The organism is Ignavibacteriota bacterium (genome assembly GCA_019637995.1).
In the GTDB taxonomy this organism is placed as follows: Bacteria; Bacteroidota; Ignavibacteria; order Kapaibacteriales; family UBA2268; genus JANJTB01.
This window is the reverse complement of record JAHBUQ010000003.1, coordinates 365650-392275: the sequence shown is the minus strand read 5'-3', so window position 1 is coordinate 392275 and position 26626 is coordinate 365650. Positions and strand designations below refer to the sequence as shown.

The following is a 26626-nucleotide window of genomic DNA, read 5'->3' as shown; positions in this document are numbered from 1 at the left end:
ATGCAAGATACAACTGTTAAAAATATTTTGATTTTCTTTGCGGCTGTTACAATGTTTTATTTGTTGAATCTGCTGTCTGCTATTATATTGCCACTTGTACTTGCAATGTTGATTGCTATTTTAGTGCAGCCCTTGATAAATTTTCTTCTCAAAAAAGGGCTGCCTAAATGGCTGATACTTCCTACATTTTCAATACTTTCGCTTGCTGTATTATTCGTAATCGGATTGATAATCAGTAATACAATTGCCCAAATAGTTGATGAGCAGAATTATCTGCTTTCACGGCTACTTTTGAAATTAGATAATCTACTAATATGGACAAACGATACATTTAATACAAAAGTTGATTCCACATTGCTCGTAAGTGAAATTTATAAATCGTTTGGTGAAGGTGGAATTCCTGAAGCACTTTCCGGATTTGCAAGCGGACTTGGTTCATTCTTCGGGTCATTTCTTTTCTTCTCACTTTATTATGTAATGCTACTTGCCGGAATGGCAAATTATGAGCAGTATCTCAGCTTTGTTGGTGGTGATCAAGGTGTAAATTTACTAAAAGAATATGAGAATATTCGTCACTCAATATTTTCATATATGTGGATAAAAGTACTGATAAGCATATTTACAGGTTTATTGACTTTCACAATTTGTATGGCATTTAGTATTAAGTTTGCAGTATTTTGGGGCTTTTTAGCATTTTTATTGAATTTTATTCCAAATATTGGTTCTATTATAGGTACAATACTACCGATATTGATGGGCATTATACAGATTGATTCAATTACTGACATTGCTATTTTAGCTATTTTGCTTATCGCTTTGCAGTTTATAATGGGAAATATAATTGAACCTATCATTATGGGCAACAGATTGAGAATTAATACTTTAACTGTGCTTTTCGGTTTAGTATTCTGGGGTTATATCTGGGGTATACCCGGGATGATATTATCTGTTCCTTTGCTTGTTATAATGAAAATAATTCTTGAAAGATCGCCGGGGTTTAGTTTCTTTGCGAGATTAATGGGCTACCCTGTTAAGGAAAAACATACTTAATAAATTACAATTGAGGTAATCATTTGATAAACAAAATTATTATATTTTTTATTCTTATTTTTACAATTACTCTAACAGCTTCAAAAGATTTGAAGTTTGACGATTACAACGATTTGCGTTATGCAGCGAAAGCTATTCAGACTACTCATTATCACGATATTCTTAAAGCATTTTCGGGGAATTTCAGGCAGATTTTCTTTTTCACTCCCGATGATGCAAAATCTGAAAAAGGTACCGGCAGTTCAATTAATAAAATTGTACTTGATGAGCGTTATCTTGAAATAAATTCATTCCTTGTATTCGGTGCTGACACTGCAAAAAGAAAAATCATCATTGGTTATGACGGAGTTAAAGAGAAATATGACTTAATTCAATATTCTAATATTGAAACTTATTCTATTCGTGCAAACGGCAAATTTGTAGCCGAAGAAAAATCTCTTGTTTTCGAAGGTTCATATCCATATAAAGAAATTAATCCCGATGATTTCAAAATAATATTGAGATATGATGATGATAACGAATTTACATTTCAGCATTACGAAATAAGTAATGGAAATGAAATTAAAATATTAGAAATCAAGAATTTTAAACTAGCTGATTGATTTTCAAACAGCTGCTATTCCATCAATTTCCAGTATTACATCATGATGTAGTCTTGCAACCTCAATTACGGTTCTTGCAGGTTTAGAATCGCCCATTATTTCAGCATAAATCTTATTAATTTCGCCCCAATCATCAATATTACTGATATATACAGTAATTTTTAGCATTTTACTAAAATCAGAACCTGCTTCACCCAAAACAGCTTTAAGATTATCAAAAACCTGAATTACAGATTTTTTTATATCTTTTTTAACAATACTTCCATCTTTTGGATGGACAGGAAGAATTCCTGCTATATAAATCAATCCATTGTGTACTATAGCCTGTGAGTAATGACCAGCAGGTTTGGGTGCGGATTCTGTAAATATTGATCTTAATTCCATAATAATCCATTTTTAATCGTTTATAAATAATATTTTTCAAATTAATCAGAAATCATTTTTAAAAATATAACATAATTTTGAATATAGGGAGAAAAAGATGAGATTTGTAAATATTCAGGCTGTTTTTTTATTAATTGCAATTTTTATGATTTCTTGTGGCGAATCAGCTGACACTTATATCCGTACGGCTGAGGTCAAAATGAAAGTTGAAAAGTACGATGAGGCAGTTCAGGAATTGGAAAAAGCAATAGAATTGAATGAAAAATCTTACATAATCTGGACATTAAAGGGCAGAGCTCATTTTATGAATAATAATTTTCAGGCGGCTCTAAGCGATTTTGACAAAGCAATTGAATTAAACCCAAAAGCTGAACTTGCTTATTATTTCAGGAGTTTATCAAGATTTTATTCAGGCGATATTAATAATGCAATTTCAGATATCAGCAAAACTATTGAAATTAATCCTTCAAACGACTCAGCTTTTGTTATGAGAGCTACTTATTATTCAAATATTGACAGTCTGACAGTAGCAGAAAATGATTTAAAGCGTGCTTTGGAGCTAAATCCCGTAAATACACAAGCATACTTTGAGATGGGTGCTGTATATGTGGTTGTTTCTGAGTATGAGAAAGCTATTGAATATTATGAAAAAGTTGTCAAATTAGACCCAAATTTTGCGGAAGCTTATATAAACATGGGTGTATGTTATTCTGAACTGGGTGATTACATGGCTTCTGTCCAAAGCTACTCTAAAGCAATCGAATTACAACCAAATTTGGGTTTGGCTTATTACAACAGAGCATTTTCTAAAGTCGAGCTTGGTGATAAAATCGGTGCATGCAATGATTGGTCGAAAGCAGGAGAACTTGGTATAACAGACGCTTACACAATAATAAACGAAAATTGTAAATAGCTATAAATTTTTACGTAGTTTTGTTTGCCTCATAAAACGAGACCGGTACGGCATTTTCGTAGTTTTGACAGATATCGTGCATAGAAAAGAAGTTTTATATCAGAAATCTGCAATCTTATTCTTTACTCTGTGCTTTTTGATATTATATTTCAATTCATATTCATAATTATTTTATTTGTACTAATAATGTATGCTAAAAATTTTGTGATTTGAGAAAAAAAGTTTTAATAATTATTACAATTATTATCTTGCATAATAATCTCATAAAAAGTAAAATTATTGACACATCATATCAACAAATATTCAAATTAATTTTTTTAAATTGTTTAAATTGCTTATTTTTGTATTAATTAATAATAAGAATTATATTTTTTATGATAAGACAATCTGTCAATATGATGTTAATCTATGAAGATTCGCAAATAGCGGATGTCTATCTCTTTGGTCTGAATTTACCTAAGTCTCGCTCAAGTAAAATCAACCAGTTTAAGCATTATACTACAGACGCACCTGTTTAAGTCCTCTAAATTGAACTCTTTGATTTAATTTAAGCAATTTTTGTATTTATTATATATAATTTATTAACAGTTATTTATTTTTAGGAGAAAGAAAATGAAAAGAGATTTTTTGATGGTTCGCGATTTCACAACTGAAGAAATCCACGAAACTTTTGAAATTGCACGCGATATGAAAAAAGATAGAAAAAAATATTCCAAAGCATTGGAAGGCGAAACTATGGCATTGATTTTTGAAAAACCATCGCTTCGTACCCGTACTACATTTGATGTAGGTATCCAGCAGCTTGGCGGATATTCACTCTATTTATCACCCGCTGAAATCAACCTTGGCAAGCGTGAATCAGTTTATGATGTTGCGAAGAATTTAGAAAGAATGGTTCAGGGTATTATGATTCGTACTTTCGGTCATGATATTGTTGAAAATATGTCAAAATATGCTAAAATTCCGATTATCAATGGTCTTACAGATTACTCACACCCATGCCAGGCAATGGCAGATTACCTTACAATACTTGAAGTAAAAGGCAAACTCGAAGGTTTGAAACTAACTTATGTTGGCGATGGCAATAATGTTGCTCATTCACTTATGGATGCAGGCGCCCGTCTTGGTGTTAATGTAACTATTTCATGCCCAAGAGGTTATGAGCCGAATATGATGGCTTATAATCAAGCGGTAGAAGATGCAAAACTTACCGGTGCAAAAATCGAAGTAGTTCATGACCCGTTTGAAGCAGTTAAGGGTGCAGATGCTATATATACTGACGTTTGGGCATCTATGGGACAGGAAGCTGAAGCTGCAGAAAGAAGAAGAATTTTCTTACCATATCAGGTAAATGAAAATCTTATGGCAGCAGCTAAAGACGATGCGATTTTCTTACACTGCTTGCCGGCTCACCGCGGCGATGAAGTAACAGATGGCGTGATTGATGCACCAAACTCTTATGTGTTCCCTGAAGCTGAAAACCGTCTTCATGCTCAAAAAGCAATTATGTACAAATTGTTGAAACAGGACTAATATGTTCAAGACAGCTTTAATAGCAGTTGGTGGCAATTCTTTAATTCGTGCCGGTGAACGCGGCACGATTGAAGAGCAGCTACACAATGCAAATGAAACTGCCAAAAGCATAGCTCTTATGATTAAAAACGGCTGGCACGTTGTCGTTACTCACGGCAACGGTCCACAAGCCGGTGCTGCACTTTTGCGTTCTGAAAGGGCTTCGGGAGAGGTTTACACACATACTTTGGATATGTGTGTTGCCACAACCCAGAGTGAAATCGGTTATATTATGCACCGCGCTCTCGAAAAACAGTTAAAAAATCTCGGAGTGGAAAAGCTTGTTACTACAATTCCCACAATGGTGGCAGTTGACGAAAATGACGCTGCTTTTCAGAATCCGTCAAAACCGATTGGTCCATTTTATACCAAAGAAATCGCAGAGCAGAAGCAAAAGTCGCTGGGCTGGAATGTTGTTGAAGATGCTTCACGCGGATACCGCAGAGTAGTTGCATCCCCTGACCCAATGGAAGTTTTACAGCTTGAAATAATCAAGAAAATAATCGGATTGGATGCTGTTGTTGTTGCACTCGGCGGTGGTGGAATTCCGGTAATCAAGACTCCCGAAGGTGATATTATCGGCTCGGAAGCTGTGATTGATAAAGACCGTTCATCTGCACTTCTTGCTTATAACCTCGGAGTTGATGCTTTCATCATCAGTACAGATGCTGACAAAGTTTATCTGAATTTCAAAAAGCCAAATCAAATTGGTTTGGATAAAGTTACAGCAGATGAACTTCAAAAATATTACGATGATGGTCATTTTCCGGCAGGAAGTATGGGACCTAAAGTTGAATCAGTCATAAGATTTATCCGTAATGGTGGAAAGCATGCAATCATAACTTCTTATGAATACCTGATGGATGCTCTCGAAGGTAAAGCAGGAACACATATAGTTCCGTAGTATGAAGATAACGTTCTTTGAAAATATGTAATTGATGAAAGAAAGATTGTCACACTGAGTCCTTCGACTTCGCTCAGGATAAACTTAGTCGAAGTGTGTATTGGTTAATGTCATAGAATGTGCTTTCACTGATGCGGATTTGTCACATTGAGCGAAGTCGAAATGTGAACAAATCTAACTGTATTATTTTACTAATGCTTACAAGTCGTGTCATTGGCAGTGAAGTCAAAATGTGTTTTAATTTGAATTTTATTTGAGATAAAATATATGAAAAATTACTATGTCTATATTGTTGAATGCAATGATTTATCTTTTTATTCAGGTGTTACCAGTAATATTGAAAAAAGAATAGCAGAACATAACTTCGGAGTTGATATAGATTCTTATACTTATTTCAGAAGACCTGTTAGAATTGTATTTTCTCAACATTTTTCAAATATTGACGATGCTTTGAGAGCTGAAAAGCAAATAAAAGGTTGGTCAAGAAAGAAAAAACTTGCTTTAATTAATGGCGACTTTGATTTATTAAAAGAATTATCAAGATGTCAAAATGAAACTTCGAGCTACAAAAGAGATATTACTGATTTGAAAGAGAAATTAGGTAGTTAAAGTCTGGCAAAAACGTATTCAGTTTCAAAATAATTCAGTAAAATGTCACACTGAGCGAAGTCGAAGTGTGAAGAAAGGCAAAAACAGACTTCGACTTCGCTCAGTCTGACAGGAAGATTTTCAGCACATTTTCACTAAGTTTATCCTGAGCGGAGTCGAAGGACTCAATGTGACAAGCGAAATTGGAACACATTTCGACTTCGCTCAATGTGACACGAAGAATTATCAATAACATATTGAATAATTGCTAAAGATTTGTAATTAAATAAAAGTAAAAAAAAATGAATTTAAAACATATTATCGAAAGCCAGCAGTTTACAGTTCCAAAGATTAATGAACTGTTTGAAAGAACTGAGCTTATGAAGAAAATTGTTGCTCGTGGCGGCACTATGGATTATGGCAATAAAGTAATGGCTAATCTGTTCTATAAGCCCTCAACACGTACAAGTTTTTCATTTGCATCGGCTATGTATCGTCTTGGCGGCAAAGTGCTTTCAACTGAGCATGCTTCTGAATTTTCTTCTGAAATTCAGGGCGAGGTTATTGAAGATACGATTAGAATTATCGGTAGCTATTGCGATGCTATTGTCCTTCGCCATATTGAGGAAGGCGGTGCAAAACGTGCTGCTGCGGTTTCTGAAGTACCAATAATTAATGCCGGCGATGGCTCCGGCGGTCAGCATCCGACTCAGGCACTTCTTGATTTATATACAATTCACAATGAGTGCAAAACTCTTGATGGATTATCAGTAGCGTTCATTGGTGCTTTGGATAATGGAAGAACTGCACGCTCGCTTGCTTATCTACTGGCTAAATACGAAAGGACTAAGCTGTATTTTATCGCTCCCGATGAGATGCAGATGAAACCGGACATACTTGAATATCTTGATAAACGCAATATCAGTTATGAACTTGCTAATTCCACAAAAGGAATTATCAGTAAGGTGGATGTTGTTTATCAAACACGTATTGATAAAGAAAGATTACAATCAAAAAATATTGATTTTTCTGCTTTCAATATTGATACAAAGGTATTGCAAACTATGAAGTATGATGCGATAATTATGCACCCTCTCCCACGCTCAGTCGAAATCAGCAATGAAGTGGATAATGACCCGCGTGCTGCTTATTTCCGTCAGACTAAAAACGGACTTTATGTCAGAATGGCATTGCTTACTATGCTTTTTGACGAAAATTGATTTTATAAATTTATTAATAGGAAAATACTATGAAAACTCAGGATTTTATAAACATAGAAAACGAATTCGGCGCCCATAATTATCATCCACTGGATGTAGTTGTTGAAAAAGCAGAAGGTTGCTGGGTAACCGATGTTGAAGGTAAAAGATATTTAGATTGTTTAGCCGCATATTCAGCGGTAAATCAGGGACATTGCAATCCGAAAATTTTCAGGACATTTGTTGAGCAGGCAACTAAAGTAACACTTACAAGCCGTGCTTTCCGTAATGACCAATTGCCAAGATTGTACAAGAAACTTAACGAAATGACCGGCTATGAAATGTCGCTTCCTATGAATTCCGGTGCTGAAGCAGTCGAAACAGCAATTAAACTTGCACGTCGCTGGGCTTATGATGTTAAAGGAATCGAAGAAAATAAAGCTGAAATTATTGTTGCAACAGGTAATTTCCATGGAAGAACTTCAACTATCGTTGGATTTTCTGATGACCCAAGCTCTAACAAAGGATTTGGACCATATTGCACTGAAGCATTCCCGATGCACGAATACGGCAACGCCGAAGATTTACGTTCAAAAATTACTCCAAATACCGCTGCAGTATTAATTGAACCGATTCAGGGCGAGGGTGGAGTTGTGATTCCTCCTGACGGCTACCTCAAAGAAGTTGAGAAAATCTGTCGTGAGAATAATGTACTTTTCATTTGTGATGAAATTCAGGCTGGTCTTGGTCGCTCAGGCAAACTTTTTGCACATTATTATGAAGGTGTTCGTCCTGATATGGTTATTATCGGAAAAGCTCTTTCAGGTGGTTATTATCCGGTTTCAGCAGTTCTTGCGGACAAAAAAGTGATGCTTGTGATTCATCCGGGTGAGCATGGTTCTACTTTCGGTGGAAATCCACTTGGCGCCGCCGTCGCAGTTCGCGCTCTTGAAGTTTTGGAAGAAGAAAATCTGATTGAACGCTCAAATGAATTGGGTGAATATTTTATGTCAAAACTACGTGCAATTGACAGCCCGATGATAGATTTCGTTCGTGGTCGCGGCTTATGGATTGGCTTCGTGCTGAAAACCAAAGCACGTCCATATTGCGAAATGCTCAAAGAAGAAGGCATCCTCTGCAAAGAAACACACGTGAATATCATCCGATTTGCTCCACCTCTAGTTATCACAAAAGGTGAGATTGACTGGGCTATCGAAAAAATCGAAAAAGTTGTGAAGTCACTGGATAAGTAATTATTATTCAAATAAATGAATAAAATGCCTGTTCTATTAATAGAGCGGGCATTTTTTTTGGGGTGATGAAGATATTACATAGCTATATGACGAATGTACTTTGAAATTTTATTCAAATCCCTGATAATAATACTTTTAGCGGTATTACTCTCAATTTTCTCCTTCAACTGCTCAATTGAAAACTCAAGATGTGCCTTCTCTCTGGCAAGTGCATAATAAGCTCTAAATTCAAGGTCTTTCATCTGTTCTTCTAAATATTCTTCATAATTACTTCTTTTCATAGTATTACCTTTTTAGATACAAACTTTTGTACTTCAATGCTTTTTCTATCTCATCATTCGGAGTTTTTTCAGTTTTCTTAACAAATCCATTAGTAAAAACAATTTTTTATCTTTTTAAAAAAAGTATAATGAACGAGTTATTCGTGTCTGATGTTTAACACGTAATTCAAAGATACCATCTTTAAGAAATTTACTTAGTTGGCTTGGCACTAATTCATTCTTACTTTTAATTATCCTAAATTCTTCAATATTAGCTAATACCTCAGCTCGTTCAATCTTTGTTAGTGAATTCAAGAATTTTAAAAAAGGTACATTGCCACTTTCAAGTTCAAAAAATTCAACTTGGAATTCATCATTCACATTTGTACCTTTAAAAAAATAAACACTTTATAAACGGTAGTTTGCAAAATTAATTGTTTGAATAAGTTACTATAAGATTTGAAAAAAAAGAAAAAGTAGTGAAGTCACTGGATTAGTAAATATTATTCAAATAAATGTATATAATGCCTGTTCTATTAATAGAGCGGGCATTTTTTTTGTTTGGTGAAATGGTGGGAATTAGTTAATTTTGTAAATCAATTATTAAGAGAATTTTTGTGTGAAAAATAAGTTTGTTATTGGTTGCTTTTGAAGAGCAGAAAGTAAAATATTTGTAATAATTAAATTAATATAATATAATATAATATAATATAATATAATATAATATGACAACATTAAAATTAACATTTATTTTTGTAAGTCTTGTACTTTTAATGACTTATAATTCTTATAGTCAAGGATGCAGTGATGCAGGGGTTTGCACTATGAATAGTTTTAAACCTAATGATGAGGGCAACCTAAATCAGACAAGCAATCAGATTAAATTTGGAATATCTTATGGAAATGCTGATTATTCAATATCTGCTCTGGGGAATTATATTGAATATAACAAGCAAATAAATAATAAGTTTGGGTTTGACATTAAATTAACTTCAATTGCTCAAAATGGTAATGATATTTCCAAATTCGGTCTTTCTGATGCTTTTTTAAATATCAACTACAAAGCTAATGAGAAAATAATATTGACATTAGGTACAAAAATTCCACTCTCACAATCCAATATCACGTTAAACAATCTACCCTTACCAATGGACTATCAGGCAAGTTTAGGGACATATGACTTAATCTTGGGAATTGGTTATGAATTAAATAAAATCCAAATAGTTGCAGCCTTGCAACAGCCCTTGACACAAAACAATAACCAATTCTTAGCCGAAAAGTATCCAACTAATTCAAAATTGAGGGAGTTTCAATCTACAAATCAATTCAAACGAAGTGGCGATGTTTTATTGCGTGTTTCTTATCCTGTTTCATTGAGCGAAAAAATTAGAGTGACTCCAAGCATTTTACCAATTTATCATCTGTATAATGACAAATTCACCAATGAATCAGGTATTGAACAAGAAATTGCTGATTCTAAGGGACTTACATTAAATGGAAACATCTTTTTAGATTATGAGTTAAATAGTAGCAATATAATACAGCTTAATCTTGGAATGCCCTTTGTAATTAGAAAGGAACGACCGGATGGTTTAACCAGAAGTTTTATCGCGAATTTGGAATACAGGTTCAAATTTTAAATATGATAATGATTCATAAAAAAAACGTCGCAACTTTGATTAGGTGTGACGTTTAATTAAGTACCCGGAACAGGACTTGAACCTGCACGAGCTGAGCTCACTACAACCTGAATGTAGCGCGTCTGCCAATTTCGCCATCCGGGCATAATTACAGATTGCAAAAATACGAAATTTCGCTCATATTTTTGGTGTAAATATTAAGTTCAAATATTAGATATAAATAATTTTCAAATTATTCTTCGTTTATCTCAATACCGAGATAAGCCATAGCTTCATTAAAATTATTTGTAATAGTTAGAAGCTTGTCAACACGAACAAGTTTCAGACTGTCATGAAGATATGTTTTTGGTCTCCATAGTACAAGTCTTCCGCCTGCATTCATAACTGAATTATACATAGTCATCAATGCACCAATAGCATTTGAAGCCATGTAGTCAACGTTTCGAAGGTCAATTAATATTTTTATTTTGCCTTCGCCGCATAAATCATCAACAGTTTGTTTCAATACATCAGATATTTCAGGTTCTGTTCCCGGTACCAAGCGACCGTTTAATTCCAGAACAGTGTAGCCGTCATCAGTGTTTTTAATGTTTAATTGTTCGCTCATGACAAATTCCAAAAAAGTTAAAAAAAATTTACATAAAATAATAATGCAAATTAGTTATTTTTTTTGATTAAATCAACACCTAATTCATTTAATTGAGAAATATCAACTTCAGATGGTGAACCATCCATTAGCGATAGTCCGCTTGTAGTTTTAGGAAATGCAATTACATCACGGATATTATCAGTTCCGGCAAGTATCATAACCATACGGTCAAGCCCTAAAGCAATTCCGCCGTGTGGTGGAGCACCGAACTTGAGAGCTTTAATCAAAAATCCAAATTTTTCTTCTATTTCAGATTCTGACAGCCCCAACTTGTCGAACATAACTTTTTGTACCTGATTGTCATGTATTCTTATGCTTCCTCCACCAATTTCAGCTCCGTTACAAACTATATCGTAAGCCTTTGCTCTGACTTTCGATGGATCGGTATCCAAAAGATGCAAATCTTCCTCCATAGGTGATGTAAATGGATGATGCATTGCGTAGTAACGTCCTGTCTCATCGTCATATTCAAATAATGGAAAATCAAGTACCCAAAGGAACTCATATTTGCCTTTAACCTTATCAAGAATACCAATTCTTGATGCAACCTCCAGACGTAAAGCTCCTAAAATTGTCAGTGCACGGTTTTTCTTATCCGATGAAATCAATATCAAATCGCCATTTTCAGCTCCGCAAGTTTGACGAATAAAATCTTTTTCCTCATCTGTGAGGAATTTTGCAATAGGGGAATTAATATCTCCATCTATATATTTAATCCAGGCGAGTCCTTTTGCACCATATTTCTTGGCAAATTCAGTAAGTTCGTCAAGATGTTTTCTGGATAATTCAGCTCCACCTTTTACACAAATTGCACCTATTAAACCATTTGACTCTATAATATCTTTAAATACTTTGAAATCGCAACTTTTTAAACCATCATTCAAGTGTGATATTTTCATATCGAATCTTAAATCAGGCTTATCCGAGCCATAATTGTTCATAGCAGTTTCGTAACTCATTCGCCGGATTGGAAGCTCTATATCAATATTGAGGACTTCTTTCCAAACTCTTGCAAAAAGCTTCTCAGTAACTTCAAGAATATCCTCGCGGTCAATAAATGACATTTCGACATCCACTTGGGTAAATTCAGGCTGGCGATCAGAACGTAAGTCCTCATCCCGAAAGCACTTTACAATCTGCATATACCGATCAAATCCCGACATCATTAATATTTGCTTAAAAATCTGCGGAGACTGAGGCAATGCATAAAATTTTCCCTTGTTAATTCTGCTCGGTACAAGGAAATCTCTCGCTCCTTCGGGTGTAGATTTCATCAATACCGGAGTTTCAACTTCAAGAAAGTTATTTTCGTTGTAATAACGATGTACAATCTGATAAAGTTGATTTCTGATAATGAAGTTCCTCTGAAGCTCAGGTCTTCTCAAATCAAGATATCTGTATTTAAGTTTGATTTCTTCACTAGTTTCGATTCCGTCTTCAATTGGGAATGGTGGCAAATCTGCTTTATTGATAATAGCAAAGTCTTCAGCAACAACTTCAATTAATCCTGTAGGAATGTTTTTGTTTGGATTTGAGCGAAGTCTGACTGTGCCTTCTATCCATACAACATATTCTGTTTTTATATCTTTTGCCTTTTCGGCAAGTACGGGGTTTTTCTCAGGTTCGAAAACTGCTTGAGTAATACCGAACCGATCTCTAACATCAACAAATATTAATCCGCCTAAATCTCTTACAGTAGATGCCCATCCATTGAGGACAACTTTTCTATCAACATCTTCGGTCTTTAGCTGACCACAATTAACACTTCTTTTTTTAAATATCATTTTTTCTCCATTCTGGTAAGAATCAAACTGCATCCCGTTTTACAATAATTAAAGTTCGGTCATCATTATAATTACCACGAGCAGCGTATTTTTGTACATCTTCAATAATTAATAATGCAATCTCTTTAGCTGATTTATTTTTATGTAACTTTATCATTTCGATAATACGATTATCGCTGTAAGCAATTCCGTTTTCATCTTGAGCTTCGTTAATTCCGTCTGTAAATAATGCCAAGATATCGCCCGGTCTCATAACAATATTCTCAACATTAAATTTTTGATGATGAACAAGACCCAAAAGACCGCCTGTTGGCTCTAAAGCAAATACTTCGTCTTTTTCAACTCTGTAATAAATCGGAGAGCAATGACCAGCATTGGCATAAAGTACAAGTCTATTTGAAGTTGGCATAAGTTCGCAATAAAACAGCGTAACAAATCTTTCATAAGGGAATGTTTCGAAAATTAGTGTATTCAGCCTTGAAAACATAGTGGATATTTTCGGGCTGAAAGCTTGTGCCATCCTGATTGCTCCTGAAACAAAAAGCGCCTGAATCGCTGCAGGGAGTCCTTTACTTGCAGCATCACTTATTACTATACCAAAACTTTCTTCTTCTTCAGCGTTGTTGTGCAGATAATCGAAATAGTCACCACCGACGGCACTATCCGGAATACAAACTCCATAAATTTTGTAATCGTGAAATTCCTGATAATGTTCCGGAAGCAGATTTCTCTGAATTTCTGATGCTTTAATTATGTCCCGTTGCATTTTTTTCTGCTCTTCTGTTCCAAAACTGCGCATTGTAATTGTAGCAACACTACTGATAATATTCAGTGTTTCAAAAAATGATTGCAGGATTTCATTTGCATTAAACCCAAGAACAAATTTATAAAATTTTCCTGATTTGAGCTTGACAATTTCACCTGCACCTGTAACAGAATAAACTAATATCCCTTTAGATTTTAATACAGGGTCATTTTCTCTGTTAAGAGTGGTTCGTTTTTCAAACAATTCAGCAAGAACGGGCTGGTCTTTAACAAATAGGGTATAATCGTCCGGAATTTTCTGAACATTTCCGTATTGATAACGAATTGTATAAGATAAATCATCTTCATTTAACTGCCAGATTCTACCACCGACAATCTGAAATTCTTTTTGATTAACTACTTCTTCAACTAAATTTTTTAAAAAATCAAGCTCGTTTTGATATTCACCTGAAGTGATATTTTCAACCAGTTTATAGATTTCTCTTTGATTCATACTTTCTAAGGCGTACATCAGTCGCACCTGAATATTATTTTATAATACCGACATTTAGTAATGCCGTTTTAATTTTTTTCATACTAACTGCAGTTATTGGAGTTAGCGGAAGTCTTACATTATTTTCGAGTTTACCCATCAGGTTTAATATGGCTTTAGCCGGAACCGGATTAGATTCAATAAAATTAATCTGCATTAGATCTAATAATTTATAATGCAACTCCTTAGCTTGCAGAAAATTACCGCTTAGTGCCAATCGAATTAAATCTCCGAATTCTTTAGGTACGTAATTGGATATGACAGAAATAACTCCGGAAGAGCCAATTGAAACAGAAGGCAGAGCAAGAGCGTCATCTCCACAGAATAATACAAATCCTTCAGGTGCATATTTCATAATTTCAGCCATTTGTTCCAAATCACCTGATGCTTCTTTTGTAGCAATTACATTTTTGCAGTTTTCAGCAATTTTGAGTTGAGTTTCTGCGCTGATATTGATTCCGGCTCTACCAGGAACATTATAAATTATTTGTGGAATATCAACGGCTTCAGATATAGCGAGATAATGATTAAATAAGCCTTCTTGCGATGGTTTATTATAATAGGGTGCTACAAGCAGTACACCATCAGCTCCGCTTTCTTTAGCAAGAAGAGTCATATCAATTGACGCTGCAGTATCATTTGAGCCGGTTCCGGCGATAATTGCTGTTCTTCCGTTTGCAATTTCAACAGCTTTAATAATAAGCGAAAGCTTTTCTTTTGAAGATAAGGTAGCTGATTCACCGGTTGAGCCGCATACAACAATGCCCTCAATCCCTGAATCAATCTGAAAATTCACAAGTTTTTCAAAAGCATCAAAATCAATTGACAAATCATTTTTAAATGGTGTTACTATCGCTGTGATAGTACCTTTGAGTGTAGCATCTATCATTTTCCTGCCCTGAAAAGTATTTTACAAAAAAGTTTTTTCAAAATTACAAAATATAATTAAGCAATTTAACTGTTTTAAAGTTATTTTAAAAGAAAATTGTTGGATTTGAGTAAAAAAAAGAAGACCAGGCTTACCATACACCCTAAGAACATGCTTGCCGCTGCTTCCTTCCGGATCTGACGGAGTTGGGCTGTCTTAGCCGTATGGGGCCTGATCCCTAATTTTATGAACTACAAAAGTAACAAATTTTTGCGAGATAGCAAAAATATATTTAAAATAATTTGGTCAAATTAAAAAAAAGTATTATTTTTGTATTCTTAATTAGTCGCGCTCGTAGCTCAGCTGGATAGAGCATCAGCCTTCTAAGCTGAGGGCCAGTGGTTCGAATCCACTCGGGCGTACAACCTTAAGCCTCACCGATAAATAAATATTTACGGAGAGGCTTTTTTATATAATTTCTGCCATATTGCCAACTACTTCAAGACCGGCAAACATTCCTTTTCCTTTGAATATTTCGCGGATACCTTTTTTAGATACCTGAAGCAATTCTACATCAATTTCAGAAAGTAAAGTTTCATGAACTCTGCCTTCGAGCATTTGATTATTGTATGGAGCAAGTAATTTGCCTCCCTCGTTTTTCTTGGCATTAATTTTCAGAATGAGCGATCTGTCTTTTATTTCATATTGAATATGATTTTCGCTTACTTTGATATTACTAATTTTGGCGCCGGTATATGTTGCAAATTTATACAAATGGTCATCTACCATCAAACCGCAGATAAATCCACGGAAATGGCTGCCAAACCAAGGGATACGTGCAATTGAACTAAAGAAAGAAACATTCTCTATCTCGAAGCTGTTAGACTGCATCCATATATATGAACTTGGAAATGACTTTCCCCAGTCTTTTTCGATGTAGCCTCTGCCAAAAGTAAATAAATAGATATTTTTATTAATCAATATTTTGCCACGACTACGATGGTTTAAGCTGACTATGCCGTGATTGCACTCCATAAAAGGCACAAATGAGTACCATCCCATTACACCGGGGGAGAATCTTGTTGAAATCCATTTTCTTAAGCCTTTGAAGTTTAATTCTCCAAAAGCTCTGAAATCTTCACGCTCAATATCTATAAAAACTCTATTCTCAGAAAAATGGCAGTTTCCTATTCGAATATTAAATTCATTAATATCAAATTTAAATTCACTGACATTAAATTTTATATAGTGAGTTTCAAGAGTTTGTCCATCAATAAACTGAATGAAGGCATGCTCTTTGGATTTATCTTTTGATTTGAATATACCGGGAATAATAGATAAAATGCTACTTCCGTCAATACTAACATTCTTATAGTACCAACCTTCAAAAAAATTATCCCTTTTCTTAGAGCCGTGATATCGTTCAGGGTGCCAAATCCGGCGAATTGATTCCAGCATTGATGAAATTAATAATTTATAAAAATAAATTGACGTTATTTACATTATTAATTGTATGATACAATTAATATTAGTTGAATTATCTAATAATTTTAACGTCAACCCGTTTGGCTTCCTTAAGCTCTTCGGGTGTGAATATATCACTCACATCCTGTGGTATTAGAGGTCTTTCTGTTTTTGCCATAACACGATTAGGATTAACCCCAATTTTTATCAACAAATCCTTGATGAAATCTCGTCTTTTATCTGTAGTATTTGGTTCTTCATGTTCATGTTGCCAAACTCTAAGCTGAACGCTTCTATCAGGATTTGCCATGAGATATTCAGCCACAACCCACATTTTCTTATAACTTTCTTCATTTAGTTCGAACTGACTGTCTTCATCATAGTATAACTTGAAAATAAAGTCCGGATGCAGTCTCATTTCGGGCAAGTTTGCCGGTTTTGGTGGTTTTACTGCTTCATCGTTTTTTATCTCATCAGCTACTGCAACAAGCCCAATATTAAATAGCATTATAACTAAAAACAAATATTTCATATTATTACCCATTAATTAAACCTATATTATCATTATCGTATTAAACGAAATTATATTGATTTTGTAACAAAATTAATCAATCCATGCTGATTCTATTGCATATTTAATTAATTCACCTTGATTTTTAAATCCAAGTTTATGCATAATATTTCTTCTGTGAGTTTCGACGGTTCGTGGGGAAATAAATAGTACTGATGCTATTTCTGCCGAAGTTAAGCCTTTAGAAGTTAGTTTGGCTATAGTTGTTTCCCGGTCTGTAAGTATATTATTTTCATTGTCAATATCATTTTCGGCAAAAGAATCAATCAGGTTACTAAGTGCCTCCTTTGACACAAACTTTTTGTCTTCTAATGCAAATCTTATAGCCTCAACCAAATCCTCTTCACCGGAATTTTTGAGTACATAACCCATGATTCCTTTCTGGAAAGCACTTCTGATAATTGTTTTATTATTATGCATCGAAAGTACAATAAATTTTGATTCAGGATAAGAATGTTTTAGTGTATTTATAAGCACAAGTCCATCTAAATCCGGTAGGTTTATATCAGTTATAAAAATATCAATAATACCGTTAAGATTTGCAGCTTTTATAGCATCCTGTCCAGTGAGTGAAGTACCGATAACTTCAAATTCCTGGTATTTACTCAGCATATGGATCAAGCCGTCAAGAATCATTTTATGGTCATCAACAATAAATATTTTTACTTTGTCATTCAATTAGGCACCTCAATAGTAATTGTTGTCCCGTGATTAATCTGTGAATCTATATCAATTTTTCCATTTATCAAGGCTAATCTACTATAAATATTTTTTAGTCCCATACCGCTTTTGACTGAATCTACCTTGAAACCTTTACCGTTGTCTTCAATAATAATAAGAATATTTGACGGATATGTCAATAGCTGAATGCTTATTCTTGTACAATTGGAATGCTTGACAGCATTGTTTATAATTTCTTGTACCACTCTATAAACTTGAATTTTATAATATTTTGAAAGGGGTTTTTGTTTATCTTGTAGATAATATTCAAATTTGACATTAGTGGAAGATTTGTATATTTCTACAAGTTCTTCTATTGCTGCTTTTAGACCTATTCTTTCGAGAACAGGAGGCATCAAAGCGTATGCAAACTGTCTTAATTCTTTGACAATATTATCAATCAGCTTGACCTGTTCTTTCAGGTTTTCTTTTATATCTCCATCATCGAGTTTGGAGAGTACGTTATTGATGTTAAATTTCAAAAAAGTTAAATATTGACTTGCTCCATCATGCAAATCTTTGGCGAATCTTGAGCGTTCATCTTCCTGAGTTTTTATAATTGACTTAAGTGAGTCGGTTTTACTTTCAGATATTTCTTTTAAAATTTCTTGCAATTTATGATTTGCTTCTTCAAGCTGAAGTGTTCTTTCCCTTACTCTTTCTTCAAGGGATTCATTTATTGAAATAATTTCATCAGATTGATCCTGAAGCTGTTGATTTTTTCTTTTCAACTCATCAGTACGTTCGGATATTGCATTTTCAAGGTAAATATTTCTATTTTGTACACTCTTCATTCTGATTTTATAAGCAAGAGTGACCAGTATTATTAATAGTATTGCAGATAAGACCTTAAACTCAATTGTTGACCAAAATGGAGGGGTAATTTCTATTTGAATTGATTTGCCTTTTTCATTCCATAATCCATGATTATTTGATGCCTTTACTTTGAAAAGATACTTGCCCGGCTTGAGATTAGCATATCTTGCGAACCTTTTTTCACCTGAATATACCCAACCGGTATCTACACCAACCATAAAATATGCATACTGATTATTTGATGTGTTTGTAAATTCCAGTCCAGAGAACTCAAAAGATAAGGTATTCTCAAAATAATTAAGTACTAGGTTAGTTACTTCGTGGTAATTATTATTTATTTGAAGAGGCATATCAAATAGATTTATTTTTGTTATAACAATATCAGGAATAACTTCATTGATAATAATTGAATCAGGATGAAAATATGTAATTCCACCAATACCACCAAAAAACAGATAGCCATTTTTGGATTTTGCAAAAGAATTGGTATTGAATTCATTGGATTGCAGACCATCATCCTTTGTAAAATTTTGAATTATCAAATTAAATTCGTCTGATAAAATCAATTTTGATAAACCCTTATTGCTTGATATCCAGTAATGAGAGTTTATATCTTCAAGAATTCCATAGATGAAAGTATTTGCTAAACCTTCCTTTTCTCCTATTTTGAAAAAGTCGTCAGTATCGGGACGGTAAATATTTAGTCCATCACGTGTTGTAACCCAGAGCCTGTTTTTAGAATCACTGAATAAGGAAAGTACATAGTTATTGCTCAGTGAATTTCCTTCGTCATTTCTGCTGTATTTTTTTAAAGACTTTGTATTCAAATCAATTTTAATTAATCCAATATCTGTGCCAAACCAAAGATTTTTATTTTGAGTATTGATGAAAGTAAAAATCTTGCTTCTTTTTAATTCGTCCGGAATATCTGCTAATTCATCAATACTTGAAAAACTTTTATTGGATTTATTATATTTCCTGATGAAATATTTGTCTCTAAACCAGATATTTCCATCAAAATCAAGGTGTAAAAAATCGGAGTTTGCATTTTTAATGAAATTAATGAATTTGCCTTCTTTTAAGTTAAATGTATCAATAGTATTTTCGCCGGCAGCCCAAATTGTACCTTCCAAATCTTCCAATATTGATTGATAGGAAATTGAGGGTAAATAATATATACCTTTTGAATTTGGTGAGAATAAACTCCACTTTTTATTTTTAATATCATACTTGTTTATACCGCCCTTAATTGTCGTAATCCACAAATTATCACCGGCATCAATTGTCAGACCTTTGGGGAAATTTACACTTAGCGAGTTCAAATTATTTGGATTATGAGCAAGCAAATTAAACAAATTTCTTTTTAAATTAATAATTGCGATTCCGCCTCCTTCAGTGCCGAGCCAAACTATACCGCTTTTATCAATATACATACATCTTAAGGCGACTTTATATAATAGCTGATTTTCTTTAGGAGGATAAAACTGATGAGATTTCTTCTTATTCAAATTCAGTAAAGTCAATTCATTAGTAAAGTCATGGAATACAAAAAGATTATCGAAATTGGAACTTATAGAGCGAATATCTTTATTAGGTACAAACCAATCCAATTTTTGTAACATATCCATATTTTCGTCAAGCTGAATTATCTCATCCTTAGTAGCTACAAATATTTTACCATTACCGGATACTTCAAAGTCTTTTAATAATTCATTATTAGAAAGTTCAACCTGATATCTTTTGACATCTCCATTTTCAAAATACTGATAGACTGACTTACTATCAAATATCCATATCCTGTTTCGGAAGTCCTTTTTTATTTTATATGAAAGTGTTCTATTTGAAGAATTATTAATTTCATCAATTTCAGAAAGTTGATTTTTCAAAACATCAAACTTGAAAACTTTATAAAAATTATCACTCAAAATTGTCAGACATAAAATTGATTTATTTACCTCTACTCCTTGTAAAACTTTATATCCTGACAGATAATTATAAAATTTTCCGCTTAAATCATCATAGAAGCTGATTCCATCATCAGTAGCAAGCCAGAATCCATTATAATTACTATGAAAAATATTGTTGATAAAATTGTTTTTAATTGAAAAGCTATCTTTACCTGAATGTCTGAATATTTTAATTTCATAACCGTCAAATCGGTTGAGTCCGTCAGATGTAGCAGCCCAAATGAATCCATTCTCATCCTGATATAAGGAAAGCACAGAATTTTGAGAAAGCCCGTTGTCTACTGTAATAGATGAATAGTGGGGTCTTCCATCAAATCCTTGAGAAGAATAAGCAATTATCAACAACAAAAATGTTGCTGATATTAATAAAATAACTTTATATCTGTCAAATATCTTAATTTCTATTCTGTCAATATTTATAATAAAATCATTAGAATTTCTTTTTACTAATTCTGCAAAAATAATGTAAAATCTTATAATAAAAAATAAGTATTTTAATTAAAAATAAAACTAGTGTATTAACTTCATCATTATATTAATAACTTTGTAATTATAATTTTATGAAATACATATTTTCTTTGGTTGCAATCTTATCTTTAGGATTATTTGCAGTTAAATCATCCCTATACTCAGACTCTGAAATGACATTTGATTCTTCAATTGCAGGAACAAAAGCTCCAAAAAATATCATTGATTCATTAATATTACTTGATGTCGAATATTATAATTTCAGCGGTTCACTTACGAGAGGTCAACTTGTAATAAATCAAGCTGTTGAAGATGATGTCCGTCAGGCATTTGAAATATTGAAAGAGGAGAAATTCCCCATTCATAAGGTTGTTCCGATTGTAAAATATGACTGGAGTGATGACGAATCTATGAAAAGTAACAATACTTCTGCATTTAACTACAGATTTATAGCAGGAACACAACGTCTTTCGAATCATGCAAGCGGCAGAGCAATTGATATAAACCCACGACAAAACCCCGTAATATACAGCGATGGAAGAATTTCACCCAAAGGAGCCAAATATAATCCCAACGAACCGGGCACTTTGTCTTCAAATTCGAAAGTAGTGATATTTTTAAAATCAAAAGGCTGGAGATGGGGTGGTGACTGGACCTCTCTTAAAGATTATCACCATTTTGACAAACCATAAACATATTTGATACATTATGAGTCTGTTTGAATAATTTTCGGTGTTTCGCTTGTAATACTCAGGTTCAAGCAATTTTTGGGGTAAATTATGTATTCTTTAATATTATTAATTTATTCTCAAACTCAGAATCCATATTCCATAAGCCCTTTAATAATATCTTCTGTATAAATATTAACAGATTCTCCATACCATTGGTTTTGAGGTACAAGAACAAGTGAGCCATAGCTTGATGGGTCAAATGGTGAAAATACAGACGAAGATAATTCAGTTTTTTCTTCAGGACGAAATTCATTATCGTAATCAGTAACAACAAAAGTACAACCAAATTCAACTGCTTCATTTTCGGATACAGGATTAGTAGCATATCCAAGAAAAGCAAATGGAACCCTCACTTTAATCACATAACCTTTATCAGTGAGGTTAGAAACTGCTTTAATATTTTTGGATTCAGCTCTTTGAAGAGGTGTTACGTCATCACTTGTAGCAATTTTAACCCACGCTTCCTTTTCGAGATAATTCCCGGGATTAATTGATAGGCGATAAATACCGCTTTCAGCTGATGTTCTGAATGTTATTATTCCATCCTTTTGATACTCAGCAAATCTATTATCAACGCCGGCAATATTAACATCAAACCATATATCAACCATATCGGTAATGCAAGTATCACAATTCTGAGGTACAACTATATCATCAGCTACATCAATTGTAAAATACAGGAAATTATCATCATGAGAGGATGCCACTCTGAAAGAGCAGTCAGTCTCGCCCTTCCAGTAATAAGCTCCTGCATGTACATAGTCAACATAATCAGAGTATAATTCTGCCTGATAACCTTTGTAAATCATTCTTCCTCTTGAGTAGGAGGGGAGCATAAGATATTTTCTGTAAAACATTTCCTCGCCATTACGTGTGCGGATGTATTTGTCTGTTCCGAATAAGTCCACATAGTTTCGTACTTTTTCATAAGTGAAATCCCCAACTCTTCTTGTAGCAAATGTTTCGCTTTTTAATAGAGCACCGTTATCAAATGAATATGCATCCATTATCCAGTCGTACTGTTTGTTCTTTTTTGTTACGAAACATTTTCCGCCGCGAATAACCACTCCTATTTCCAGAGGCAACTCAAGGAAATTATATGTAAATTGTCCAACTTTTTGAAGAAAACCGTCAATATCTGCAAATAAATATACATGCATCCTCCGTGAACGGTCGCCACTTAGTCTGATTGACATTGCTACATCGTTATATCCATCACCCGAGAAATCGCCTACATCGTAGCCCCAAATATTGAAATCTGCTCCCTGAGGTAATTGCTTCCGGAGGTCTTCGATTAATGCTATATCGAAATAAGGGTCAATTCTTTTTGCAAGCTCAGGAAATTTAATTCCCGATTGAGCAAAAATATTTGACGATAAAAATAAAAAAAATAATATTAAAAAAAGAGAATTTTTCATAAATAACTTCTATTTCAAATCGGATAAAATTTCGATTAAAGCATTTTGCATATCAAACTTTGCACGTGGTCCCATTTGAGCAACAATTCGTGAAGAAATGTTTGAGGCTAACTTACCGGCTATTGCTGCATCTCCATGCTTTATAATTCCATACATAAACGCTCCTGCATAGCTGTCGCCTGCACCGGTTGTATCAATTGGTTTGACTTTGAACGAAGGAATATCATAAATCTTACCATCCCACTTAATCTTAGAGCCTTCGCTGCCATAAGTTACTGCAACATTCGGAACCATATCGCAGAGTATTTTGAATGATTCTTCGCGGCTGTCAGATTTAGTAAAAGATTTTGCTTCTCCCTCATTGCAGAATACAAGGTCGGAGGCTTCTACGACCTTCATTAGTCCATCTCTGAAAAGTTCAGTAACAAAAGTATCAGAAAATGTTACAGCAATCTTTGTATCATGCTTTTTGGCAATTTCTACAGCTTTATAAATTGCTTCAGTACTATGTGGCTCTGAAAACTTGTATCCTTCGATATATAGCCACTGAGAGCGAGTAATAATATCTTCATCTATATTCTTGGAGCTGAATTCGGCTGTTGCAGCAAGACAAGTGTAAAGCGTTCTTTCTGAATCAGGTGTTATGAAAATCACGCATATACCGGTCGGTGCAGTCTCAATATGTTCAGCGTTCAGTACAATTCCAAGATCGTGAAATTCGCGGGCATAAAAATCGCCGAAATCATCATTACCGAGAACTGTTTTATAGGCTCCTTTGCCACCAAGCTGTGCAAATGATATAATAGTATTTGCTGCAGAGCCACCACTGACTTTGTGAAATTCAAGATGAGAAAAATCTTTAACTAATCTATTTCTCTTCTCAACATCTATTAATACCATAGCCCCTTTCTGAAGATCGGATTTAATCAAATCTTCATCACTGACTAAAAATTGTAAATCAACGAGGCCATTGCCTAATCCGCATAGTTCAATATCTTTCATTCAAATTTTATTTTTTTTAAACAATTATTTATTTACGTTTATTAAAGTCTTCAATTGCAATATCAATCAATTTTTTGCAAAGTTCAGGAAATTCTGTTCCGACAAGTTTCGCCGCCATAGGTACCAGACTCTGAGCTGTAAATCCCGGTATAGTATTGACTTCAAGGCAGAAAGGCTGACCTTCGTCATCAAGCCTGAAATCAACTCTTCCAAATCCCGAGCAACCAAGAGAATGATAGGCAGCAAGAGCCATTGATTGAGTAAATTCAGCTATGTCTTCACTTATTTCTGCAGGACAAATATAATTTGTTTTACCTTTTGTATATTTATGTTCGTAATCATAGAAACCATCTTCAATATCAATTTCTATGATCGGAAGTGCATCATCGCCTACTATTCCGACAGTAAGCTCTCTTCCTGCAATATATTTCTCAATCAGAATATCATTAGAATACTTGGAAGCAAGCTCAAGACCGCGCTCAATATCATCAAGATTGCCTGTTTCTACTATAGTAAGACCAATTGTTGAACCTTGGTCATTAGGCTTGATTACAAGTTCTTTACCAAATTGATTCCTGATTTCCCGAGATAAGTTCTCATTTTTAACATCTTCACGCGAAACCAAAATCCATGGTGGTGTCAGTACGCCCGAGGACGCAAAAGCATACTTGGAAGCTGATTTATCAGATGATAAACTGCTTGCTTTGACTTTACTTCCGGTATAGGGAATTCCCCTGAATTCAAGCAAAGACTGAATGAGTCCATCTTCACCATATTTACCATGCAGAACTATAAATGCGGCATCAATTTCATCAAAATGACTTGAATTGATTGCATTGATATAATTTCTTGGGTCATAATTCTGGATTTCTTCAATATCATTGAATTGAGACATATCCGAAAATAAATTTTCTGATTGCTCAAAAAATTCAGCACCGAAAGCAGGGTCGCATGGCATTACATCGTATCCAAGACCTCTGAGCGCTTCAATTACCGATCTGCCACCTGTTATAGCAACATTTCTCTCTGTTGAAATTCCGCCAAAAATAACTGCTATTTTCATATTAATTATTCAAATTAAATTTAATATAATAATTAGAATACAAAAATAAGCATTTTTCAAATAATATGAGCGAATTGATATTTTTTTGATATCTTCATTTAAACTTTGGATGCTTACAAATAATATTGTAAGCAACTAGTAAGATTGATAATTAATGAATCCCGAAAAGTTGAAAATTATTTTTTATTATAATAATTAATATCATCCGAATTCGTTAAATCGAAAAAGCCAAAGTCATGGCTTTAAAATATTTATTAATAGTATTTTGGAGTGCTTTATGGGTCGAAATGTAATTGCCTGGTTTGAAATGCCGATACGCAGGTTAAGTGAAGTTAAGGCATTTTATGAAAATGTTTTTGGATTTAATATTGTTGAAAAATGTGTTGATGGAAGGACATTCGGTACTATTCAAATTAGAACTCCGAATGGAATTGATTCTTGTGGGGTTTTGGCAGAATATCCTGAACCTCTCCCTTGCTCTTCAATTCAATATTTTCAAGCAAGTACAAAGCTTCAATTTGATGATATACTTAGTAAAGTTCCTAAGAATGGTGGTGTAATTATTACTATGCCTCCAAGAAATCATCCAATATTAAATTCTGAATTTGCAATTTGTGAGGATAATAAAAAGAATAAATTTGGAGTAATAATCAACTAAAATTATTAAAAATATTTAAACATTTTTTTTTACATCAAATATGTGCTATAATAAGATACTATCTGATGTAGCATTCTTTTTTTCTTTTTTCTGTAACTAAACTATAATACAAAAGATTAGAATAATTTGAGAAAATGTTAAATTATTTCAAAATTTTAAAAATATTATTTCTTACTATCGTTTTAATATTAAGGTCAAAGTCTTGACGTAAATTTTATTATTAATTATATTTTGGAGTGCTTTATGTCAGTTGGAATTATAAATGATCCGGGTCGAAATGTAATTGCCTGGTTCGAAATGCCTGTACGCAGAATTGCCGAAGCAGCACCTTTCTATACAGCAGTATTTGGTGTAACAATTGATGAAACTACTATCAATGGGCAGAAATTTGGAATTGTTATATCAAATGGTCCTGCACAACTGAATAATGGTGTGCTCGTAGAATGCGGAGATTCTTATACTCCTTGTAATCCTTGCAATGATGCAGCAATGCACTATTTTGAAGTAGATAATCAACCTCAACTTAATGCTGTTCTCCAAAATGTAGCAGCAAATGGTGGAGTAGTGATATCTCAACCTACAGTATTTCACCCATTATTGGGTAGCAAAGCGACATTCCTTGACAATCAGGGGAATCTTATAGGAATTCGTGCTACGGGTTGAATATAACTCTCAGCTAACTTTTAAAAGTGATAACGACTTTATTGTATATAGAATATTTAAAAAAATTGCATGAATTCTAAGTTAAATTCGTTAATGCTTTTTTTGATTACATATATTAGTAA

27 protein-coding genes, 2 tRNA genes and 1 other RNA gene are annotated in these 26626 nt (G+C 33.7%); 14 read left to right on the top strand and 16 right to left on the bottom strand.

Features of this window, described 5'->3' with window-relative positions:
* Complete coding sequence (locus tag KF896_13750) at window positions 1-1050, top strand: AI-2E family transporter (GenBank protein MBX3044771.1); 1050 nt, start codon at window positions 1-3, stop codon at window positions 1048-1050.
* A 23-nt stretch (window positions 1051-1073) separates the two neighbouring features.
* Entirely contained in the window at window positions 1074-1652 is a 579-nt protein-coding gene (locus KF896_13745; GenBank protein ID MBX3044770.1) for a DUF1579 family protein, read from the top strand.
* 3 nt (window positions 1653-1655) lie between these two features.
* On the opposite strand, the gene KF896_13740 is transcribed toward KF896_13745, so the two are convergent.
* On the bottom strand, window positions 1656-2036 hold the full coding sequence (locus KF896_13740; protein ID MBX3044769.1) for a Rid family detoxifying hydrolase: 381 nt from the start codon (window positions 2034-2036) through the stop codon (window positions 1656-1658).
* Between the two features lie 97 nt (window positions 2037-2133).
* Here KF896_13740 and KF896_13735 point away from each other — a divergent pair, with 97 nt between their 5' ends.
* The 7 genes from KF896_13735 to rocD all read left to right on the top strand — a co-directional run bounded on the left by KF896_13735 (window position 2134) and on the right by rocD (window position 8465).
* Window positions 2134-2949 carry a tetratricopeptide repeat protein gene (locus KF896_13735; protein ID MBX3044768.1) on the top strand — a complete coding sequence of 272 codons (816 nt, stop codon included), beginning with the start codon at window positions 2134-2136 and terminating at the stop codon, window positions 2947-2949.
* A gap of 374 nt (window positions 2950-3323) precedes the next feature.
* Entirely contained in the window at window positions 3324-3467 is a 144-nt protein-coding gene (locus KF896_13730; protein MBX3044767.1) for a hypothetical protein, read from the top strand.
* 94 nt (window positions 3468-3561) lie between these two features.
* The gene (gene argF / locus KF896_13725; GenBank protein ID MBX3044766.1) at window positions 3562-4482 is read left to right on the top strand and encodes an ornithine carbamoyltransferase; all 921 of its coding nucleotides are present in this window, start codon (window positions 3562-3564) and stop codon (window positions 4480-4482) included.
* Between the two features lies 1 nt (window position 4483).
* Complete coding sequence (locus KF896_13720; protein ID MBX3044765.1) at window positions 4484-5425, top strand: carbamate kinase; 942 nt, start codon at window positions 4484-4486, stop codon at window positions 5423-5425.
* A gap of 267 nt (window positions 5426-5692) precedes the next feature.
* The gene (locus KF896_13715) at window positions 5693-6034 is read left to right on the top strand and encodes a GIY-YIG nuclease family protein (protein ID MBX3044764.1); all 342 of its coding nucleotides are present in this window, start codon (window positions 5693-5695) and stop codon (window positions 6032-6034) included.
* 281 nt (window positions 6035-6315) lie between these two features.
* Window positions 6316-7233, top strand: a complete 918-nt coding sequence (pyrB, locus tag KF896_13710; GenBank protein ID MBX3044763.1) for an aspartate carbamoyltransferase — start codon at window positions 6316-6318, stop codon at window positions 7231-7233.
* Between the two features lie 29 nt (window positions 7234-7262).
* Window positions 7263-8465, top strand: a complete 1203-nt coding sequence (rocD, locus tag KF896_13705) for an ornithine--oxo-acid transaminase (GenBank protein ID MBX3044762.1) — start codon at window positions 7263-7265, stop codon at window positions 8463-8465.
* 74 nt (window positions 8466-8539) lie between these two features.
* Here rocD and KF896_13700 read toward each other — a convergent pair whose 3' ends face one another.
* Both KF896_13700 and KF896_13695 read right to left on the bottom strand, forming a co-directional pair.
* Window positions 8540-8746 (bottom strand): hypothetical protein, encoded by a 207-nt coding sequence (locus KF896_13700; GenBank protein MBX3044761.1) that lies wholly within the window; start codon window positions 8744-8746, stop codon window positions 8540-8542.
* A gap of 114 nt (window positions 8747-8860) precedes the next feature.
* Complete coding sequence (locus tag KF896_13695) at window positions 8861-9106, bottom strand: type II toxin-antitoxin system RelE/ParE family toxin (protein ID MBX3044760.1); 246 nt, start codon at window positions 9104-9106, stop codon at window positions 8861-8863.
* Between the two features lie 392 nt (window positions 9107-9498).
* Here KF896_13695 and KF896_13690 point away from each other — a divergent pair, with 392 nt between their 5' ends.
* Complete coding sequence (locus tag KF896_13690) at window positions 9499-10365, top strand: hypothetical protein (GenBank protein ID MBX3044759.1); 867 nt, start codon at window positions 9499-9501, stop codon at window positions 10363-10365.
* A 61-nt stretch (window positions 10366-10426) separates the two neighbouring features.
* On the opposite strand, the gene KF896_13685 is transcribed toward KF896_13690, so the two are convergent.
* From KF896_13685 to ffs, 6 genes are all read right to left on the bottom strand, one after another.
* Window positions 10427-10509, bottom strand: a tRNA-Leu gene (locus KF896_13685).
* An 88-nt stretch (window positions 10510-10597) separates the two neighbouring features.
* Window positions 10598-10972, bottom strand: coding sequence for an STAS domain-containing protein (locus KF896_13680; protein MBX3044758.1), 375 nt, complete (start codon window positions 10970-10972; stop codon window positions 10598-10600).
* Between the two features lie 50 nt (window positions 10973-11022).
* The gene (gene aspS / locus KF896_13675) at window positions 11023-12798 is read right to left on the bottom strand and encodes an aspartate--tRNA ligase (protein MBX3044757.1); all 1776 of its coding nucleotides are present in this window, start codon (window positions 12796-12798) and stop codon (window positions 11023-11025) included.
* A gap of 22 nt (window positions 12799-12820) precedes the next feature.
* A complete protein-coding gene (locus KF896_13670; GenBank protein MBX3044756.1) occupies window positions 12821-14074 on the bottom strand; it encodes a serine/threonine-protein phosphatase in 1254 nt (417 codons plus the stop codon).
* A gap of 16 nt (window positions 14075-14090) precedes the next feature.
* The gene (gene dapA / locus KF896_13665; GenBank protein ID MBX3044755.1) at window positions 14091-14984 is read right to left on the bottom strand and encodes a 4-hydroxy-tetrahydrodipicolinate synthase; all 894 of its coding nucleotides are present in this window, start codon (window positions 14982-14984) and stop codon (window positions 14091-14093) included.
* A 119-nt stretch (window positions 14985-15103) separates the two neighbouring features.
* Window positions 15104-15200: signal recognition particle sRNA small type (gene ffs, locus KF896_13660), an RNA gene on the bottom strand.
* Between the two features lie 111 nt (window positions 15201-15311).
* On the opposite strand from ffs, the gene KF896_13655 reads away from it, so the two are divergent.
* A tRNA-Arg gene (locus KF896_13655) sits at window positions 15312-15385 on the top strand.
* Window positions 15386-15431: 46 nt separating this feature from the next.
* On the opposite strand, the gene KF896_13650 is transcribed toward KF896_13655, so the two are convergent.
* The 4 genes from KF896_13650 to KF896_13635 form a co-directional block, all read right to left on the bottom strand.
* Window positions 15432-16421, bottom strand: a complete 990-nt coding sequence (locus tag KF896_13650; GenBank protein MBX3044754.1) for a hypothetical protein — start codon at window positions 16419-16421, stop codon at window positions 15432-15434.
* A gap of 79 nt (window positions 16422-16500) precedes the next feature.
* Window positions 16501-16959, bottom strand: a complete 459-nt coding sequence (locus tag KF896_13645) for a hypothetical protein (protein MBX3044753.1) — start codon at window positions 16957-16959, stop codon at window positions 16501-16503.
* 72 nt (window positions 16960-17031) lie between these two features.
* Window positions 17032-17676 carry a response regulator transcription factor gene (locus KF896_13640; GenBank protein MBX3044752.1) on the bottom strand — a complete coding sequence of 215 codons (645 nt, stop codon included), beginning with the start codon at window positions 17674-17676 and terminating at the stop codon, window positions 17032-17034.
* On the bottom strand, window positions 17673-20849 hold the full coding sequence (locus KF896_13635) for a hypothetical protein (GenBank protein ID MBX3044751.1): 3177 nt from the start codon (window positions 20847-20849) through the stop codon (window positions 17673-17675). Before KF896_13635 ends, KF896_13640 begins: the two co-directional genes overlap by 4 nt.
* A gap of 212 nt (window positions 20850-21061) precedes the next feature.
* On the opposite strand from KF896_13635, the gene KF896_13630 reads away from it, so the two are divergent.
* The gene (locus tag KF896_13630) at window positions 21062-21661 is read left to right on the top strand and encodes a M15 family metallopeptidase (protein MBX3044750.1); all 600 of its coding nucleotides are present in this window, start codon (window positions 21062-21064) and stop codon (window positions 21659-21661) included.
* A 122-nt stretch (window positions 21662-21783) separates the two neighbouring features.
* On the opposite strand, the gene KF896_13625 is transcribed toward KF896_13630, so the two are convergent.
* Genes KF896_13625 through KF896_13615 form a run of 3 tightly spaced genes read right to left on the bottom strand, consistent with a single transcriptional unit; the run spans window position 21784 to window position 25183 of the window.
* Window positions 21784-23118 carry a hypothetical protein gene (locus KF896_13625; GenBank protein ID MBX3044749.1) on the bottom strand — a complete coding sequence of 445 codons (1335 nt, stop codon included), beginning with the start codon at window positions 23116-23118 and terminating at the stop codon, window positions 21784-21786.
* A gap of 9 nt (window positions 23119-23127) precedes the next feature.
* Window positions 23128-24120, bottom strand: a complete 993-nt coding sequence (locus tag KF896_13620) for an adenosine kinase (GenBank protein ID MBX3044748.1) — start codon at window positions 24118-24120, stop codon at window positions 23128-23130.
* Between the two features lie 28 nt (window positions 24121-24148).
* Window positions 24149-25183 (bottom strand): D-alanine--D-alanine ligase, encoded by a 1035-nt coding sequence (locus tag KF896_13615; GenBank protein ID MBX3044747.1) that lies wholly within the window; start codon window positions 25181-25183, stop codon window positions 24149-24151.
* Between the two features lie 277 nt (window positions 25184-25460).
* Between KF896_13615 and KF896_13610 the strand changes: the two genes are divergently transcribed.
* Window positions 25461-25841 carry a VOC family protein gene (locus KF896_13610; GenBank protein ID MBX3044746.1) on the top strand — a complete coding sequence of 127 codons (381 nt, stop codon included), beginning with the start codon at window positions 25461-25463 and terminating at the stop codon, window positions 25839-25841.
* A gap of 243 nt (window positions 25842-26084) precedes the next feature.
* A complete protein-coding gene (locus KF896_13605) occupies window positions 26085-26504 on the top strand; it encodes a hypothetical protein (GenBank protein MBX3044745.1) in 420 nt (139 codons plus the stop codon).
* Window positions 26505-26626: the final 122 nt, after the last annotated feature.

Coding starts and splice junctions, on each gene's coding strand:
- KF896_13690 (MBX3044759.1), top strand. CDS start 9,499: ATGACTTATAATTCTTATAGTCAAGGATGCAGTGATGCAGGGGTTTGC.
- pyrB (MBX3044763.1), top strand. CDS start 6,316: ATGAATTTAAAACATATTATCGAAAGCCAGCAGTTTACAGTTCCAAAG.
- argF (MBX3044766.1), top strand. CDS start 3,562: ATGAAAAGAGATTTTTTGATGGTTCGCGATTTCACAACTGAAGAAATC.
- KF896_13615 (MBX3044747.1), bottom strand. CDS start 25,183: ATGAAAATAGCAGTTATTTTTGGCGGAATTTCAACAGAGAGAAATGTT.
- aspS (MBX3044757.1), bottom strand. CDS start 12,798: ATGATATTTAAAAAAAGAAGTGTTAATTGTGGTCAGCTAAAGACCGAA.
- dapA (MBX3044755.1), bottom strand. CDS start 14,984: ATGATAGATGCTACACTCAAAGGTACTATCACAGCGATAGTAACACCA.
- KF896_13715 (MBX3044764.1), top strand. CDS start 5,693: ATGAAAAATTACTATGTCTATATTGTTGAATGCAATGATTTATCTTTT.
- KF896_13680 (MBX3044758.1), bottom strand. CDS start 10,972: ATGAGCGAACAATTAAACATTAAAAACACTGATGACGGCTACACTGTT.
- rocD (MBX3044762.1), top strand. CDS start 7,263: ATGAAAACTCAGGATTTTATAAACATAGAAAACGAATTCGGCGCCCAT.
- KF896_13610 (MBX3044746.1), top strand. CDS start 25,461: ATGGGTCGAAATGTAATTGCCTGGTTTGAAATGCCGATACGCAGGTTA.
- KF896_13630 (MBX3044750.1), top strand. CDS start 21,062: ATGAAATACATATTTTCTTTGGTTGCAATCTTATCTTTAGGATTATTT.
- KF896_13605 (MBX3044745.1), top strand. CDS start 26,085: ATGTCAGTTGGAATTATAAATGATCCGGGTCGAAATGTAATTGCCTGG.
- KF896_13720 (MBX3044765.1), top strand. CDS start 4,484: ATGTTCAAGACAGCTTTAATAGCAGTTGGTGGCAATTCTTTAATTCGT.
- KF896_13670 (MBX3044756.1), bottom strand. CDS start 14,074: ATGTACGCCTTAGAAAGTATGAATCAAAGAGAAATCTATAAACTGGTT.
- KF896_13625 (MBX3044749.1), bottom strand. CDS start 23,118: ATGAAAAATTCTCTTTTTTTAATATTATTTTTTTTATTTTTATCGTCA.
- KF896_13645 (MBX3044753.1), bottom strand. CDS start 16,959: ATGAAATATTTGTTTTTAGTTATAATGCTATTTAATATTGGGCTTGTT.
- KF896_13620 (MBX3044748.1), bottom strand. CDS start 24,120: ATGAAAGATATTGAACTATGCGGATTAGGCAATGGCCTCGTTGATTTA.
- KF896_13740 (MBX3044769.1), bottom strand. CDS start 2,036: ATGGAATTAAGATCAATATTTACAGAATCCGCACCCAAACCTGCTGGT.
- KF896_13650 (MBX3044754.1), bottom strand. CDS start 16,421: ATGCTGGAATCAATTCGCCGGATTTGGCACCCTGAACGATATCACGGC.
- KF896_13700 (MBX3044761.1), bottom strand. CDS start 8,746: ATGAAAAGAAGTAATTATGAAGAATATTTAGAAGAACAGATGAAAGAC.
- KF896_13735 (MBX3044768.1), top strand. CDS start 2,134: ATGAGATTTGTAAATATTCAGGCTGTTTTTTTATTAATTGCAATTTTT.
- KF896_13730 (MBX3044767.1), top strand. CDS start 3,324: ATGATAAGACAATCTGTCAATATGATGTTAATCTATGAAGATTCGCAA.
- KF896_13750 (MBX3044771.1), top strand. CDS start 1: ATGCAAGATACAACTGTTAAAAATATTTTGATTTTCTTTGCGGCTGTT.